This is a genomic window from Bacillus sp. NPDC094106, from assembly GCF_044764345.1.
Taxonomy (GTDB): domain Bacteria; phylum Bacillota; class Bacilli; order Bacillales; family Bacillaceae_G; genus Bacillus_A.
Genome location: NZ_JBIWHY010000002.1, coordinates 34,472 through 50,322 on the forward strand (window position 1 = coordinate 34,472; position 15,851 = coordinate 50,322).

17 protein-coding genes are annotated in these 15,851 nt (G+C 36.5%); 2 read left to right on the top strand and 15 right to left on the bottom strand.

Annotated features, from left to right (window positions below; all coding sequences use genetic code 11):
• Window positions 1–13: 13 nt before the first annotated feature.
• From flhA to ACIQ7L_RS02985, 10 genes are all read right to left on the bottom strand, one after another.
• Complete coding sequence (flhA, locus tag ACIQ7L_RS02940) at window positions 14–2,080, bottom strand: flagellar biosynthesis protein FlhA (RefSeq protein WP_400566428.1); 2,067 nt, start codon at window positions 2,078–2,080, stop codon at window positions 14–16.
• 23 nt (window positions 2,081–2,103) lie between these two features.
• Window positions 2,104–3,150: a flagellar type III secretion system protein FlhB gene (flhB, locus tag ACIQ7L_RS02945; RefSeq protein WP_400566430.1), complete on the bottom strand. Its 1,047-nt coding sequence runs from the start codon at window positions 3,148–3,150 to the stop codon at window positions 2,104–2,106.
• Window positions 3,151–3,160: 10 nt separating this feature from the next.
• Entirely contained in the window at window positions 3,161–3,922 is a 762-nt protein-coding gene (locus ACIQ7L_RS02950) for a flagellar biosynthetic protein FliR (RefSeq protein WP_400566433.1), read from the bottom strand.
• 15 nt (window positions 3,923–3,937) lie between these two features.
• Window positions 3,938–4,213: a flagellar biosynthetic protein FliQ gene (locus ACIQ7L_RS02955; RefSeq protein WP_400566436.1), complete on the bottom strand. Its 276-nt coding sequence runs from the start codon at window positions 4,211–4,213 to the stop codon at window positions 3,938–3,940.
• A gap of 38 nt (window positions 4,214–4,251) precedes the next feature.
• Window positions 4,252–5,010 carry a flagellar type III secretion system pore protein FliP gene (locus tag ACIQ7L_RS02960; RefSeq protein ID WP_097896208.1) on the bottom strand — a complete coding sequence of 253 codons (759 nt, stop codon included), beginning with the start codon at window positions 5,008–5,010 and terminating at the stop codon, window positions 4,252–4,254.
• On the bottom strand, window positions 5,007–5,321 hold the full coding sequence (locus ACIQ7L_RS02965; RefSeq protein ID WP_335359121.1) for a flagellar motor switch protein FliN: 315 nt from the start codon (window positions 5,319–5,321) through the stop codon (window positions 5,007–5,009). Before ACIQ7L_RS02965 ends, ACIQ7L_RS02960 begins: the two co-directional genes overlap by 4 nt.
• Before the next feature lie 12 nt (window positions 5,322–5,333).
• The gene (locus tag ACIQ7L_RS02970) at window positions 5,334–5,693 is read right to left on the bottom strand and encodes a flagellar motor switch protein FliN (protein WP_335359120.1); all 360 of its coding nucleotides are present in this window, start codon (window positions 5,691–5,693) and stop codon (window positions 5,334–5,336) included.
• A 10-nt stretch (window positions 5,694–5,703) separates the two neighbouring features.
• On the bottom strand, window positions 5,704–6,690 hold the full coding sequence (gene fliM / locus ACIQ7L_RS02975) for a flagellar motor switch protein FliM (protein ID WP_400566438.1): 987 nt from the start codon (window positions 6,688–6,690) through the stop codon (window positions 5,704–5,706).
• Between the two features lie 14 nt (window positions 6,691–6,704).
• Complete coding sequence (locus tag ACIQ7L_RS02980) at window positions 6,705–6,929, bottom strand: flagellar motor switch protein FliN (protein ID WP_097896215.1); 225 nt, start codon at window positions 6,927–6,929, stop codon at window positions 6,705–6,707.
• 64 nt (window positions 6,930–6,993) lie between these two features.
• Window positions 6,994–7,701 carry a lytic transglycosylase domain-containing protein gene (locus ACIQ7L_RS02985; RefSeq protein ID WP_400566441.1) on the bottom strand — a complete coding sequence of 236 codons (708 nt, stop codon included), beginning with the start codon at window positions 7,699–7,701 and terminating at the stop codon, window positions 6,994–6,996.
• 357 nt (window positions 7,702–8,058) lie between these two features.
• Between ACIQ7L_RS02985 and ACIQ7L_RS02990 the strand changes: the two genes are divergently transcribed.
• Window positions 8,059–9,189 carry a flagellin N-terminal helical domain-containing protein gene (locus ACIQ7L_RS02990; protein ID WP_400566443.1) on the top strand — a complete coding sequence of 377 codons (1,131 nt, stop codon included), beginning with the start codon at window positions 8,059–8,061 and terminating at the stop codon, window positions 9,187–9,189.
• Between the two features lie 453 nt (window positions 9,190–9,642).
• Window positions 9,643–10,431, top strand: a complete 789-nt coding sequence (locus ACIQ7L_RS02995) for a flagellin N-terminal helical domain-containing protein (protein WP_400566446.1) — start codon at window positions 9,643–9,645, stop codon at window positions 10,429–10,431.
• Window positions 10,432–10,732: 301 nt separating this feature from the next.
• Here the strand turns inward: ACIQ7L_RS02995 and ACIQ7L_RS03000 are convergent, their stop codons facing one another.
• From ACIQ7L_RS03000 to flgE, 5 genes are all read right to left on the bottom strand, one after another.
• On the bottom strand, window positions 10,733–11,680 hold the full coding sequence (locus ACIQ7L_RS03000; protein WP_400567132.1) for a DNA-binding domain-containing protein: 948 nt from the start codon (window positions 11,678–11,680) through the stop codon (window positions 10,733–10,735).
• 593 nt (window positions 11,681–12,273) lie between these two features.
• A complete protein-coding gene (locus ACIQ7L_RS03005; protein WP_400566449.1) occupies window positions 12,274–13,182 on the bottom strand; it encodes a chemotaxis protein in 909 nt (302 codons plus the stop codon).
• A gap of 493 nt (window positions 13,183–13,675) precedes the next feature.
• Window positions 13,676–14,161 carry a LysR family transcriptional regulator gene (locus ACIQ7L_RS03010; protein WP_400566452.1) on the bottom strand — a complete coding sequence of 162 codons (486 nt, stop codon included), beginning with the start codon at window positions 14,159–14,161 and terminating at the stop codon, window positions 13,676–13,678.
• Window positions 14,162–14,199: 38 nt separating this feature from the next.
• The gene (locus tag ACIQ7L_RS03015) at window positions 14,200–14,535 is read right to left on the bottom strand and encodes a DUF3964 family protein (protein ID WP_400566455.1); all 336 of its coding nucleotides are present in this window, start codon (window positions 14,533–14,535) and stop codon (window positions 14,200–14,202) included.
• Window positions 14,536–14,603: 68 nt separating this feature from the next.
• Complete coding sequence (flgE, locus tag ACIQ7L_RS03020) at window positions 14,604–15,815, bottom strand: flagellar hook protein FlgE (protein ID WP_400566457.1); 1,212 nt, start codon at window positions 15,813–15,815, stop codon at window positions 14,604–14,606.
• Between the last annotated feature and the right edge of the window lie 36 nt (window positions 15,816–15,851).

Below are 15,851 nucleotides of genomic sequence, written 5' to 3' on the forward strand. Positions count from 1 at the left end.
TCTCACCTCCCTACTATTCGATATAAGCAATTTGATCCACAACAATTTCTGGTGCAAGTTCGCTAATACATAACACTTTTGCCTCTATTTGATAACGATCAAGAAGCCTTACAATTCCGAATCTGAAATCTTTTCTGCGTGTTAATAAAACTGGGTCTCGTCCCATTAAGCGAGCTTGTTTGAAAATATGCTGCACTTGCTCTATAACACGTGTTTCTAATTCTAAATCCCAGTTTAATAAATAACCTTGGTACGAGTTATTGACAACATCCGCATCTAGTTCAAGAGAATCAGCGAAAAGTGCCGCGTAAATTTTCCCGTCAGGATTTTTCGCATGCTCACAAATGACTTTGGAAATACATTCACGAACAAATGCTGTCACACCATCGACATGACTTTGATAAATTTCTTTCCCATCGATAATTCCCTCAATAATTGTTGGTAAGTCCCTAATTGAAATTCCTTCTTTTAGAAGCTGTTTCACAACATTTTGAACAAGTGATAGATCGATTTCTTTCTTCTTGATCTCTTCTAATAGAACGCCGTGATCATTTTCAAGCGATTGAATTAAATCTTTCACATGTTGACGCTGGATAAGCTCATGAAGATTACGGCGAATAATTACATCTAAATGCGTAATTAATATACTAAGCGGCTCTAATACTTGATAGCCTTTCATCTGCGCATCTTGAACCATATGCTCTAAAATCCAGTATCCGTCTTCACCGAAAATTGGATCTTTTGCTGGTTCTGCATCTAAATCAGCCATCACATTTGGCGTTTTCAGCGCTAATAAATAGCCTGCTTTTAAAACACCTTCTGCGGCTTTCGCCCCTTTAATACGGATCATATAGCGCCCACGTGGCCTAAAGCTCGTATTATCTTTAAAGTTAATTCCTGGAACATTAATACCAAGATCGGTAATAATGGATTTCCTCATGAGAACCACTTTATCACGGGCCGTTTCACCGTTAATCTTTTGTTTCACAAGCGCCGCTAAGTCTAATCCTAGCTCCACGATAATTGGATATTTATCTGTAAATACTCCAAACGAATCTTCTACTTGTTGCAGTTGATCTTCATCGTTTTGAATCATTTCTATTTCTTTCTGCAACTCAGCATCTTTCTCCCTTTGTATCCGTTTTTTATTGCGGAAACCTAAGAACATAATCGTACCGCCAACAAGTGTAAATGGTAAGAATGGCAGTGGCGTAAAGATACCCATTGCGATAAATAAACCGCCAAGCGCGTAAACAACGACTTCATGCGCCATTAACTCTTTAAAGATACCTTCAGTCACTGTATCAGGTGAACCATCAAATACACGCGTTACGATAATACCTGTCGAAATTGCCAGCAGTAACGAGCCAATTTGGTTGACGATTCCATCACCGACAGTTAGCTGCGTATAATGAAGAGCAGCCTCTGAAAAGCTCATACCTTGCTGCATCATCCCGACAATTAAGCCGAAAATAATGTTAACGAATAAAATGACAATCCCGAAAATAACGTCCCCTTTAATGAACTTTCCGGCACCATCCATCGCTCCATAAAACTCTGTTTCCATATTTAATTTTTTTCGTTTGGCCTGTGCATCTTTGTCTGTAATAATACGCTGGTTTAAATCAGCATCGATGGACATTTGTTTCCCTGGTAAGGAATCAAGTGTAAAACGTGCCGCAACCTCGGCAGTACGAGATGCACCGTTCGCTACGATAAACTGGAAAATAATTAGCACCGTAAAAATAACGATACCAATTAATAAATTCCCGCCAATTACAAACTGACCAAACTCTTCAATAACATGACCAGCATTCCCGTTTGTTAAAATCGCCCGCGTTGTCGAAACGTTAATCGATACGCGGAAAATCCCGATTAATAACAGCATAGTCGGAAATGCCTTTAGTTCGTCCCACTCTTTAATACTTGTTGCTCGCATATAAATAAGCACTGACATGCTTAATAAAAAGACGATAATAATATCAAGTATAAATGGCGGAAGTGGAATTAAGAGCGCCACAACGAATGACGCTGCTAAAAAGATAGAAAAATAGGTTCTTGCAGAATCTATCTTAAACAAAGAGATCTCCTCCAAACGCGCTTTTATACTTCAATTTGTTTCGTTTGAATTAAATAGCGCATAACTTCAATGACAGCTACATATAAATCTTCTGGAATCGTCTCCTCTTCCTCAACTTGGTAATATAAAGACCGAGCAAGCGGACGATTTTCCACCATTGGTATTTCTTGTTCACGGGCAAGTGTACGCATATATAATGCAAGCTCATCTTCCCCTTTTGCCACCACAATCGGCGCAGCGTCAACGTGTTTATTGTAACGAAGCGCAACCGAAATGTGCGTCGGGTTATTGACAATAAACGTGGCGCCATCCATTTTCTTTGCAATTGTCCCTTGCAAAATGGCATGCATAAAGTTTTTTCGTTTCCCCTTTACTTGCGGGTCCCCTTCATTATCTTTATGCTCTTGTTTTACTTCTTCTTTTTTCATTTTGATATCTTGCTCGTATTCCCATTTTTGATAAATGAAATCAATAATAGAAAGCACAATTAAAATAATTAAAATCGATAAAAAGATAAATTTAATTTCTCTTATAATTTCTGTCAGCGATGCCGTCCAGTTAAATCCAATCATGCTGACGATTTTCTCTAAATTCCTTTTAAAGAGAACATACGCAACATAGCCGATTAAGACCATATAAAACAGCGACTTTAAAATATCTACTAAACTTTTTCGGCTAAACAATCTCGTAAAATAGTTTTTCGGATTAATGCGCGATGCCTTTGGCTTAATCACTTTAGAAGAAAATAAGAAACCGACTTGAATCATATAATTGAACAAATGAAATATATAGACGAGTATTAAAACGGGAGCTGATATTTTTAAAAGCAGCATCCCCATTAAATAAAAATACTCCGTCACATCAGTATTCTTTCCAATTTGATCGAACAGTGCCGCGACAGAATTCGCAATTTCATATCCGAGCCAATCTCCGAAAAAATAAACAACCACTGCTAGTACAAGAATCGAAAATAAATTATTTAAATCTTTACTCCGGGCGATATTCCCTTCTTCACGCGATTTCCTACGCTTCTGCGGGGTGGCCTTTTCTGTTTTATTATCCTTTGCCATACGTGCCCCCCTACTTCGTTAAGAAAAAATTAAATAGTTTTGTATATTCCTCAAGTAACACATCCGTCATATTTTTAAACACATAGCCAAGCATTGGCACACTCATCGCAATAAACAAAATACCGCATGTAATTTTAATTACGAAAGCATTCATAAACACGTTTAATTGCGGAGCATTTTTTGCGATCAAAATGAGGACAAAGTTAATGATGAATAAGCTCCCCATAAGCGGAAGTGCAATTTCGACCGCTGACGTCATCGCAAATAATAATGTCGCTAATAAACTATCTAAGAAATTTGTTGTCAATAATTTTGAAATCGCCTCTGTATATTGAAACGACTTTAAAATCGTGGCAACAAAATAATCAATGCCGCCGAGTGAAATAAAAATAACAAGGAAAAAAATATCAAAAATCGTTGCTAATAAAGTCGATTGTGCACCCGCGTTTACATCAAATAAACTGGCCTGTGACAAACCGATATCAAAGTCTAAAATATGGCCTGCCATTTTCGGAATGTTCCACAGCATTTCTACGATTTTTGAAAGTGCTAATCCAATCACAATTTGCGTTCCAGCGTAAGCTACTACATCCCACACCGTTTGAATATGAGACACATCCACTTTGTCAGCGATTGTAATGGAAAGCCCTAATCCAAATGTCACCTTGGCCATCGCTGGCATCGATCGTCCTGAAAAAAACGGTAAAAAATATAAAAATGAAGTGATGCGGCAAAACGCAAAAAACGTTGCCGCCCATAATTCCATATTCATTTCATTCACCTATCTTTAGTACGAGCGCAGCAGCGATGGAATTTTGTCAAACAAATCTAAAATGAGTGTCGTTAATTCTTGAAACATCCACGGACCTAAAATAATAATAACAAGCACAATACTTGCCATCTTTGGTAAGAATGTCAACGTTTGTTCCTGAATTTGCATCATCGCCATAATCACGGCGATGATAATTACAACAACCAAACTCACACCGGCAATCGGCAGTAAAATCATAAACCCTTTATAAAAAAAGGATTGAAAAATCTCTATAATTGGTGATGTATTCATTTATATGACTCCTATCACATAACATCAGATAAAGTACTTCAGGCGACCGTTTTAAACATAATATCGACGATTTTTGTATATCCACCTAAATATACAAAAACAAGTATTTTAAACGGTAAACTTAAAATCATAGGCGGTACCATCATCATCCCAAGATACATTAAAAGGGTACTAATGATTAAATCGATAAATACAAACGATAAATAGATGAACATCCCTGTCAGCAAGCCTTTTTGAATTTGGGTTAATGTAAAGGATGGTACAAGTGTAAATAACGAAATGTCTTTCGTGTTTTTCGGTACCTCTTCCCCGCGCACTTTCAGCATCATTTTTAAATCATGCTTATATGTATGCTTTGCCATATATTCTTTCATAATGGGCGCAGTCTTCTCTGCTGCCTGGCTTACCGTTATTTTCTCTTTCGTCATTGGATCCCACACATCACCCTTTAATTGTCCAAGTACGGGCTGCATCGTAAATAACGATAAGAACAGCGCTAGACCGACAAGCACTTGGTTCGGCGGTAAGTTCATTACCCCAAGTCCTTGACGAGTAATTCCAAGAACAATCATAAAATAAGTAAAATGCGTGAATAAGAGAACAATAGAAGAAGATAACGATAGAAGTGTTACAAGCGCAAATAACTGTACACTTGAATTACTCGTAAACTCTTTCCCATTTTCGAAATTAATAAAACCGTTTGATGCCGCATACGCTGGATTTACAAAAATAATTGAAAAAATAATTGAAAATACAAAAATAACCGCAACTAACGATATATGTTTCTTTATTCTCATGATGGATCCTCTACTTTTTTCGTTTCACTCTTTACCGCGTCTTCTAGCGCTTGTTGAAACTGATTTCCTGTTAATTGTACAGATTGCACACCGTTATTACTCACAACAGTGAACACTTGCTTTCCGTCTACTTCAAATAAAAAGGCGCTCGTTTGATGGTTTAAATACACGCCATCTTTCACTTGAATATGACCGTTCTCACCTTGCTTGAAAAACTGCTGTTTGCGCGTCTTCTTCGTCATATAATACGCACCATAACCGAGTACGCCAAACAGTAAGATGACTTGAAATAAGGTCGTCATATACGACATATGACTCCTCCTCTACTCTTTTTCCAGTACTTGCTGCTGTGCCATCATCAGCGCAGCCTTTTTCTTATCGGCCTCGATTTCAGAAATAATAATGCCGAACTTCTCGTCCATGACAATCGCTTCGCCTATACCAACTTTCATATTACTTAAATATACATCCACTTTATGCCCAAGATTTTTCTCAACCTCAAGGACATCACCGACTTTTAAACTCTTAACATCCCCAAGCTGAATCGACGTTTTTCCAAGCTTCACGCCAAGTTCAAGCGAAATATCCGAAACGGTTTCAATATGTGCTTTTGCCGCTTCCTTTCGCTGCGCTGCATATTCTTCTAAACTCATTAACGATACAGGTGATACTTCATGCTTCATATAGATCCTCCTATTCTATAAAATTTTTAAATAAGAGCGCCTTACGCGTCCTGTCTTTTCCAATAAAACAATTAAACTTATATTTTCCGTCTACATAACCACGGAGCTGATCGGTTACTTTCGTATGAAGCGGAATAATATCGCCTTCTTCAATTTGCTTAAGCTCACCAATTTTCATCTTCTGCTCACTAACAGCTACATGAACAGGCTTATACACTTGATTAACTTTCACTTCTACTTCAGAAGTGTATTTTTTTCGCTTATCAGAAGAATGTTCGACAATATTTTCAGATGTTAACTTGTCCATAATATCTTCAACAGATAAAAACGGAATTCCAATACGAACTGTCGTATTCCAATACTCTGTTTTCATATTAACGTTTAACAGCGAAATAATATCGCTCGCCGTCGTAATCTTTAGTGCATTCGGGTCTGTCTCTGTCGTCACAAACTTCGGTTCAATCGAAACAACACTTTCAAATGCTTGTTCTAAATTATTACAAAGAATAGAGAAAATGTTATCCAGTGTTATAAACTCAAACGCTGTCAGTGGTCTACGCAGTGTAAAGCTTCGCTTACTATCTCCTCCGAGCCAGCATTCATGAATATAGATAATAAATGCTAGGTCCATCTCAACAACAATTTCTCCAAGCTCTGGCAGCCCAAGATCAATGACGCAATATAAATAATAATCCTTCGGCATCTTCTCCACATACTCACTTGTAAATGGAACTTGTTCAACCGTTGACGGTTCTAACTCAATTGGAATACGCATGCGCGCTGCTAGTGCCTGCGACGTTTCCTTTCCAAAACTAGCTGCAACTGCCTGCAAGCTACGTAAATGCTCTACACCGAACTTTTCCGGTCTATTAAAATCATACTCTTGTAATTTCTCTTTTTTGTCTGCTTCTTGCGCGAAAGCGGGCATCTCTGAACCATCATTCATCGCCTTCAGCAGCGCATCGATTTGCTCTTGGCTTAATTTATCGCCACTCATGAAAATCCCCTTCCCTATCCTTTCAATTCAACAATTTCGACGTACATTTTTCCGTTTTTCGTCAAAATGATTCCGGTTCCAATCTCTTCATTTTCCAACATAAGACGCACCGTATTTTTTGTCGAATTTTCAAGACGATACAATGTTCCTTTCGTAATATGAAGCAGATCCTCAATTTTCTTTCTTGTTTTTCCAATTTCAAAATAAATTGTTAATGGAATCTCATCTTGTAATTTCAAATCTAGCCAACTCCCATGTCGTGTTCACTAAAATTTCATTTTTTCTTATATGTATAATGAAATTTTAGTTTGAAACGTCGATATTTAATATTTTTTTAATATATCCTTGCGTTTCTTTAAACGGTGGTACACCTCCATACTTTCTCACATTGCCAGGTCCCGCATTATATGATGCAAGTGCCAAGACAAGATCTCCGTTATTCTGTTTCAAATAACCACTGAGCTCTTTCACCCCGGCTTCAATACTTTCCTCTGGTGAAAATGGATTTTTCACACCAAGTTCTTTCACATTTTCTGGCATAAGTTGCATTAATCCCATTGCCCCGGCAGAAGACACCGTTTTTGGATTAAAGTCAGACTCTACTTCAATCATTTTTTGAATTAATGCTTTCGGAACTCCATATGTACGACTTACGCGATCAATAATATCCATATACTTCCCCTCATTTTCAGAACGTATATTTTGAATATTATACTTCTTCGTTAATCCCCACGTGTCTGCACTCTCATTATTCGTTTCTGGGAAACGCCTTGCAAACTCTTTTTGCGCCACTTGAACTTGTTCTACTTGTTTTGTTTCAGATGGCGCAGCCGGCTTACTGACTTCTTCTACTTTCATAGGCTGCACTGCAGCTTCCGTCTCTTTCACCGGCGCACTTTGCAACGTTTCTTGAAAACGACTGCTCACAAAAGCCCGTGGACTACTTAACTTTTGCTGAATCTGTCCTTTCTTATATGAAAGAACTTCTTTTACTATATTTCCAATTATCATAATATCACCTTTTCGGTAAACAAAGATAATCTAATATTAGAGTTTTTTAAAAAAGTTTGCAATAAGCCTTTTAAAGAAATTTGTAATAAAAAAATATATACATTAAAGATATTTGTAATAAAAAAATATATATATTAAGGATATTTGTAATAAAAAAATATATATATTAAGGATATTTGTAATAAAAAAATATATACATTGTTAAAATTATATTTTTCTATATTTATTAATTCAAATTTTAAGTTGACAGTTGCCGAAATAAATATTACAATAAATCTCGAATCGAAATTGTTTTTTTTGTATATTACCCTTTAGGGATTTACAAAAAAATAAATAAAAAAATTGGGGGTTCTTATAATGAGAATTAACACAAACATCAACAGCATGCGCACACAAGAGTATATGCGCCAAACACAAGCAAAAATGAGCGGTGCAATGGACCGTTTATCAAGCGGTAAACGTATTAACAACGCTTCTGACGATGCAGCAGGTCTTGCAATCGCAACTCGTATGCGTGCTCGTGAAAGCGGCTTAGGAGTAGCTGCTAACAACACACAAGACGGTATTTCATTAATCCGTACAACTGACTCAGCTTTAAGCTCTGTGTCTAACATCTTACTTCGTATGCGTGACATCGCTAACCAATCTGCGAACGGTACGAATACAGATAAAAACCAAGCAGCACTAGACAAAGAATTCTCTGCATTAAAAGAGCAAATCGATTACATTTCTAAAAACACAGAATTCAACGACAAAAAATTATTAGATGGCAGCAATAAATCAATTGCAGTTCAAACACTTGATAACTCTGATACAGGCAAACAAATTGATATTAAATTAGCTGATTCATCTACTAAAGCATTAGGACTTGATACATTATCAATTCAAGGAATGAGCAGCACTAAAACAAAAACAATCGCTATTACAACAGCAGACATTACTAAAGATCAAGCAAACATTGATGCTTTAGGTGCTGCTAAAACTTCATTAGCAGGTGCTGCTGATGCAGCAGCTGCTGCTCCATTTGTTGCTGACTTTAAAGCAGCATTTGCAAAAGCTGATAAAAACTTAATGAGTGACGCTGATATTAAAGCTGTTAATGATGCAATTGCTGCATTCGATGCAGATACAACAGACGTTACAAAAGCTAAAGCAATCGGAATTGCTTATAAAGCACCTACTGCAGGTAACATTACAAAAGGAGTACCAAATGCTAATGAGGCAATCGCTGCAATCGACACTGCACTAGAAGGTATCGCTTCTAACCGTGCAACTTTAGGTGCTACATTAAACCGTCTTGACTTTAACGTAAACAACCTTAAGAGCCAACAAACAAGCATGGCTTCAGCTGCTTCTCAAATCGAAGACGCTGACATGGCAAAAGAAATGTCTGAAATGACTAAGTTCAAAATCTTGAACGAAGCTGGTATCAGCATGCTTTCTCAAGCTAACCAAACTCCACAAATGGTAAGTAAATTATTACAATAATCCATTTTATGAGTATGTAAATAAACCTCTCTGCTTGCAGAGAGGTTTATTTTTCTATATAAATACAAATGAAAAAGACATAACCCCTTTCTTTTTTAGGTAGGAGAGCGCATCTATAATTTAAAAACCGACATAAAACCCCCTCTTTTTGGGTGGGAAAGAGCAACTGGCCATGCATAGAAGCGGTCAGGGCCTTTTTCTGCCACATGCGAAGTAAAACCAGAAAGAGCAAACGAGTGCAGGTTACTTTTTATTCTGCATAGCAGGGATATAGATGTCGAAAAATTAAAATGGATTTATATAGTCATGCATAGAAACGGTCAAACCCTCTTCCTGCTCCATGCCACATGAAAACGAAGGGAAAAAACGAGAGCATGTTAGCTTTTGTTTTCATACAAGCGACTTATATGTTGAAAAATCAAAATATATATGAACCTATAAGGAGTGTCTACTATGCAAATTGGAACAAACATTATGAGCATGCACGCAAGGCAGTCATTATACGAAAATGAAAAACGAATGAATCTAGCAATGGAACATGTAGCAACTGGTAAGAAGTTAAATACCGCTTCTGATAACCCAGCTAATATTGCCATTGTAACTCGTATGCATGCAAGAGCAAGCGGTATGCGCGTTGCAATAAGAAATAATGAAGATGCCATTTCCATGCTTCGGACAGCGGAGGCCGCTTTGCAAGCAGTTGCGAATATTTTACAGCGAATGCGTGATTTAGCTGTTCAATCTGCAAACGGAACGAACTCAGATAACAACCGTAATTCGCTCGATAAAGAATTTCAACAATTAACAAAACAAGTTGGCTATATTAATGAAACGACAGGGTTTAATGACTTACCCGTATTTGATGGGCAAAGCCGTAACATTACACTAGATGATCTCGGTCATACGTTAGATATATCGCATCAAGAAACAAACATCCCCCTCTCCCCTACAAAGAATGACATCAAGATTTCAACAGAACAAGAAGCAAAAGCGGCTATTGACAAAATTGACGATGCTCTGCAACATGTAGCACTTCACCGTGCTGATCTTGGCGCAATGATGAATCGTCTGCAATTTAATATTGAAAATTTAAATTGCCAAAGTACAGCGCTAACAGATGCCGATATGGCGCAAGAAATGAGCGATTTTATCAAATATAAACTATTAACAGAGGTTGCCTTAAATATGGTTTCACAAGCAAATCAAATTCCAAAAATGATATCAAAGTTATTGCAATCATAACGATGTACATCCATTTTAATTTTTCAAAATCTCAATCCCTGCTATGCAGAATAAAAACTAACCTACACTCGTTTGTTCTTTCTGTTTTTACTTCGCATGTGGCAGGAAAAAGCCCTGACCGCTTCTATGCATAGCCAGATGCTCTCTCCTACCTAAAAAAGAGGGGTTTTATGTCGTTTTTTTAATTGATGTATATATAGTTGTTAGGTGTCCTATTACTCTATTGGAACAATTTCATACAAATAAAAGGGAAATACATATCCGCTATGTATTTCCCTTTTATTTTGTACCCCATTCTTCTTTAACGTGTCATCGCCATCACTTGTCCACTGCGATCAACCATGATTTTCATTGCCCCATCTTGTGCGTTATATAATCCTAGCTTATGCAAATCTTGTTTACATTCCCTAACGAAATACGGTAATGTACGAATTTGGTCAATGTCAGAACTCGTAATGAAATGAATCAGATGATGTGTCATTTCTTTAACATCCGTAACAAGCTCTTGTTTTTCACGCTGCAACCGTTCATTTTCGGCACGCAGCTTCTGCAATTCACCTTCTAGCGTATTTGTGTCATGTTCTTCTTTCATATGCTCTGCAGCCATGCTAGAAAGCTTATAAATCCCATCCATAAATTGGTGCAGTTCACGTTCTTTTTTTTCACTATGTTCGCTAATTGTTTCAAAGTTATCAACAATACCTGATAGGACTGTAACAAGATTCTTTTCTACTTCTACATTAGGAATTGTTTTGCTTATTTGTTGACTTTGTTCTTGTTTCGGCCCTACTATCATTTCTTTTTCAGATACATATTTTCGCTTACGTCCTGGTTTTTGTTTCTTTATATCATCAAATGGAATTTCTTCATTTTTTAATTTATAATACGTATTTTGTAATTGACTTTCTGTTTTCGGAAACAGGTTTAGTTCTTTCTTACTCACATACTTTGAAATGTTAGCAATGTTTAAACCGTGACGCTGACAAAATTGGTAGACAGTATATAGCAGTTCTAATTCAGATTTTAACCATGTAATATTTGATTTCTCATATGCAAATATGCCACCATTTTTTTCAATATCAATTTGAAATAATACCCTTTTATTATATAGATCGACTAACTCTTCATACCCGATTCGGAATTGTTTCTCTATTTTTTGAAATTCCGCTTCTAATTGTATATCATTTTTTTTATTATTTGACATGTTTTGTAAAAGATTTAATACATTAATTGCTTTGTGGTGATACATAATCTGTGTCACGCCTCCTCATCCTTTCACAATTCTCATACTACTCCCATGTCTCTTTTTTAAAATGGAAAAATTTCCATATCCATATTATAGCAGTTCAGAATTGTCTGTCAAACAATTAGCATACAATAGTTAACATACAAAAATGTATAAAAAGTATCGAAATATAATAAAATGGTGGTTCATTTTTGATATCGTTAATAATCTAGTCTGATAGAGTATCTCTATAATACATCCATGTTAATTTTTCAAGATCTCAATCCCTGCTATGCAGAATAAAAAATAATCTACACCCGTTTGCTTTTTCTGTTTTTACTTCGCATGTGGCAGAAAAAGGCACTGACCGCTTCTATGCATGGCCAGATGCTCTTCCCCACCCAAAAAGAGGGGGTTTTATGTCGTTTTTTGGGTTGATGTATATATATAGAATCTACTATTCTTCTATTTTAAACCTTTTTTCTCCTAAATTCAAAAATAAAAATTGAATCCTCTTATTACAGGCAGTAAAACCCTCAACCCAATATTCAAAGAAAATTGAGCTGAGGGTTAACCATAAGAGCGATATACAACTCACCTCTTACAGAAGTTTCATTTTATAAAACAAGCTTATCAACAAGACCAATTAATTCTTGAATATCCGGCTTACTTACTTGTGCATTTGCCCCAACGGATTCACCTTTATGATACAGTTCATTTGTAATTAAAGAAGAGAAAATAATGACTGGTAGTTTGGTAATTATTTCATGATCTTTAATTACCTTTGTTAAATGGTGACCATCCATTTTCGGCATTTCAATATCTGTAATCAATAGATGAATATGCTCGAACATTCTTTCACCCTGTTCTTTTGCTAGTTTTTCAATTTGCGCTAGCGCTTCCGCACCGTTGCTGAAGAAGTTCATTTTCGCATAACCAGCTGTTGACAATGTTTCTTCTAATACTTGGCGAAGCATTGCTGAATCTTCAGCGATATAAATTACTTTTTCTGCACGGTCTGTTTTTTGTTCTAGTCCTGGAAGTTTTTGTGTTTCATAACCAGTGTTACTAATTTCGCAAACGATTTTTTCATAATCTAATAGTAAAATGATTTTGCCGTCTAGTTTTACAATACCAGATGTTGTTTCTTCTAATCCCATCGATAATGAAGCGGGCTCATCAATTTGCTCCCAAGAAATACGCTGAATGCGATGCACTTCATCTACGCGGAAAATGACTTTCATTTGATTTAATTCTGAAATGATAAATTTTGTTTGATCAAGCGGCTTCGCTGATTTTAAATTAAGCGCTGTTGCGAGGTTAATAACTGGTAAAATTTCACCCCGAACTTGGACAACACCTTCCACTGCGTGATGGGATTCCGGCACAGTTGTAACAGGAAATGGATTAATAATTTCGCGCACTTTCATTACGTTAATGCTAAATAAATTTTCACCAACAGTATATGTGACGATTTCTAGTTCATTTGTTCCACTTTCTAATAAAATGCTTTGCGCTTGTGACATATAGGTGTCGCTCCCCTTCCGATAATTCCGTATATATATTTATCAAGCTTTATTAGGCATATAAGTCATCTATCTGAATTGAATCATCGATATATAAATTCATTTTGATTTTCCAGCATATAAGTCGCGGCTATGAAAAACAAAAAGTGACCTACACTCGTTTGCTCTTTCTGTTTTTGCTTCGCACGTGGCAGGAAAAGGATCTAACCGCTTCTATGTATGGTCAGATGCTCTCTCCCACCTAAAAAGAAAGGTTTTTTCAAAATGGATTTATATATATAAATCCATTTTAATTTTTCGACATCTCAATCCCTGCTATACAGAATAAAAAGTAACCTACACTCGTTTACTCTTTCTGTTTTTCCTTCGCATGTGGCAGAAAAAGGCCTTGACCGCTTCTATGCATGGCCAGATGCTCTCTCTCACCTAAAAAAGAGGGCTTTATGTCGGTTTTTTATTGATGTATATATAGATGACTTATTTATATAAAAAGCTATTCTTGTATAAACGAAGCAAGTGCTTCTAATAATACTTCTTGTGCCTCAGCAATCTCTGCTGGCATTGCCTCCCATTTTTTTGCAAGCTCTGTTTCCACCCTGATTCGCAGGCTAGGATCCATTTGTTCCAGCACATACTCTTTCGTTGCTACATCTACATCAAGAAGAGAAAGTGCATACAGTTCCGAATCGTTTACTTTTTGGAACAGCTGCTGCAATATAGCAGGTGCGACATGCTTTAATTTTTCAACATGAATTTCCTTATCTGAGAATAATAGCTCATATTGAATGAAAGTTATATTTTCCTTGATCACTTTAAAATAACAGTTATTTTTTTTGTCATTTACAAAGTACCCATTCGGATCAGCAATGATATTCTCAACTTTTCGAATTAAATCAGGTAAGCTATTTGCTGACATAATGGTACGTTGTTCGATCTCACTGGGAGAAATGAATGTAACTCGATATTTATTTTGTACCATATTATGTTTTGCTCCCTTCCGTTTCATTCTTTATCATGTTAAGAAGCAGCTAGTAATTCAATATTGTTAAACCAAAATGCTAGCTGTTTCTCTGTAATACTTGACAAATTAATAAAAAACTCTCGGCATTTCATTACATCAACAAACGCTTGATACTTCCAATTATCCCCACCATAAATGCCGACAAAATAAAATTCATGGATTCTACCAATAACAACTTGCCTTTCCCCAAATGTATACGGAGGAACTTTCTTTATCTCAAATTGATCTGGCAAATATCGATGTTCTTCTTGTTCTATTTTAATAATTTGTCTTGCTAATTCAGGCTTATCCTGAAAAAAAGGCAACTGTAAAATCCGTTCTTGTCTTGTCATACCGAGACCCTTTCTATATATCAAATAAGCATGTAGCACCTATGAAAGATGCTACATTCCTCTATATACTATCGAATTAAGTTTACAACTTCGTTTAATATATCATCCGATACTTTAATTACTTTTGTATTTCCTTGGAATCCACGTTGATACAACATTAAATCAACGAATTCAACAGATAAGTCAACGTTAGAATTTTCTTGTGAATTCCCTTTTATTTTACCTGCGCCATTTTGATTGGAAACACCGATACTTACAACACCTGCCGCCGCAGTTGGTTCATAATTTCCATTCCCTAATTTCATTAGCCCGTTGTCATTTGGAAATGTAGCAACTGCTAGCTGTCCAGCAACTCTCGAGCTACCATCCGAATAAGTTACCGATACATCACCATCATCAGATATTTTATAGTCCTTCGCCACTGCAGCTTCACGACCAGTTGTAGCTTTCGATGTAAGGGTGTTTTCTGTAGGCATATTACTTAAGCCACTTACGTCTAACTTGATTGTACCTGTACTTCCGGGAGTATTAAATGGAATGTCTACTGCTCCACCGTTTTGAAGCTTCCCTGTATTATCAAATGTAAGAGTGTTATTTGGAACATTAACAGGCTGCCCACCCACAAATACATCATATTTATACTGATTTGTTGTTGTTGTTTGACTAATTTCTATGCGTACACTTACTTTCTTTCCTGCACTGTCATACGCATCAAACTCATGTGCCACTTTCGGCACATCTCTTGGAATATTCCCAGAAATTTTCGCCGCATCCGTTTGAACCCCCGCAATTGCTGAGCCTAATGGAACTGAAATTGGTTTTACCCCGCTTAAATAATCAACCTTGCCTGTTTTTGGATCCACACCATATCCTAATACATACTGACCTTCTGTATTGACAATATAATCATCAGCAGATTTACTAAACGTCCCTTTGCGTGTATATTGGGTATTTCCCCCTCGAGAATCACCTACTACAAAGAAACCATTTCCTTCTATTGCTACATTTCCTTTAACACCTGTCGGGTTTATTGTACCAGGGCTATAATCTGTATCCGTTCCACTTAATTTCACACCATTACCAATACTTTTTGGATTCGTTCCAGCATAACTGCCGTCTCCTCTAGAACCTACTGTATTGTTATATAATAAATCATCAAACACCGCTTTTTGTTTTTTATATCCAACCGTCTGTGCATTGGCAATGTTATTAGAAGTAACACTTAATGCATTTTGCATCGCATTCATACCTGAAATACCTGTATATAATGATTTAATCATTTTGTTTACACTCCTTATGCTCTTTTATTTTTAAAT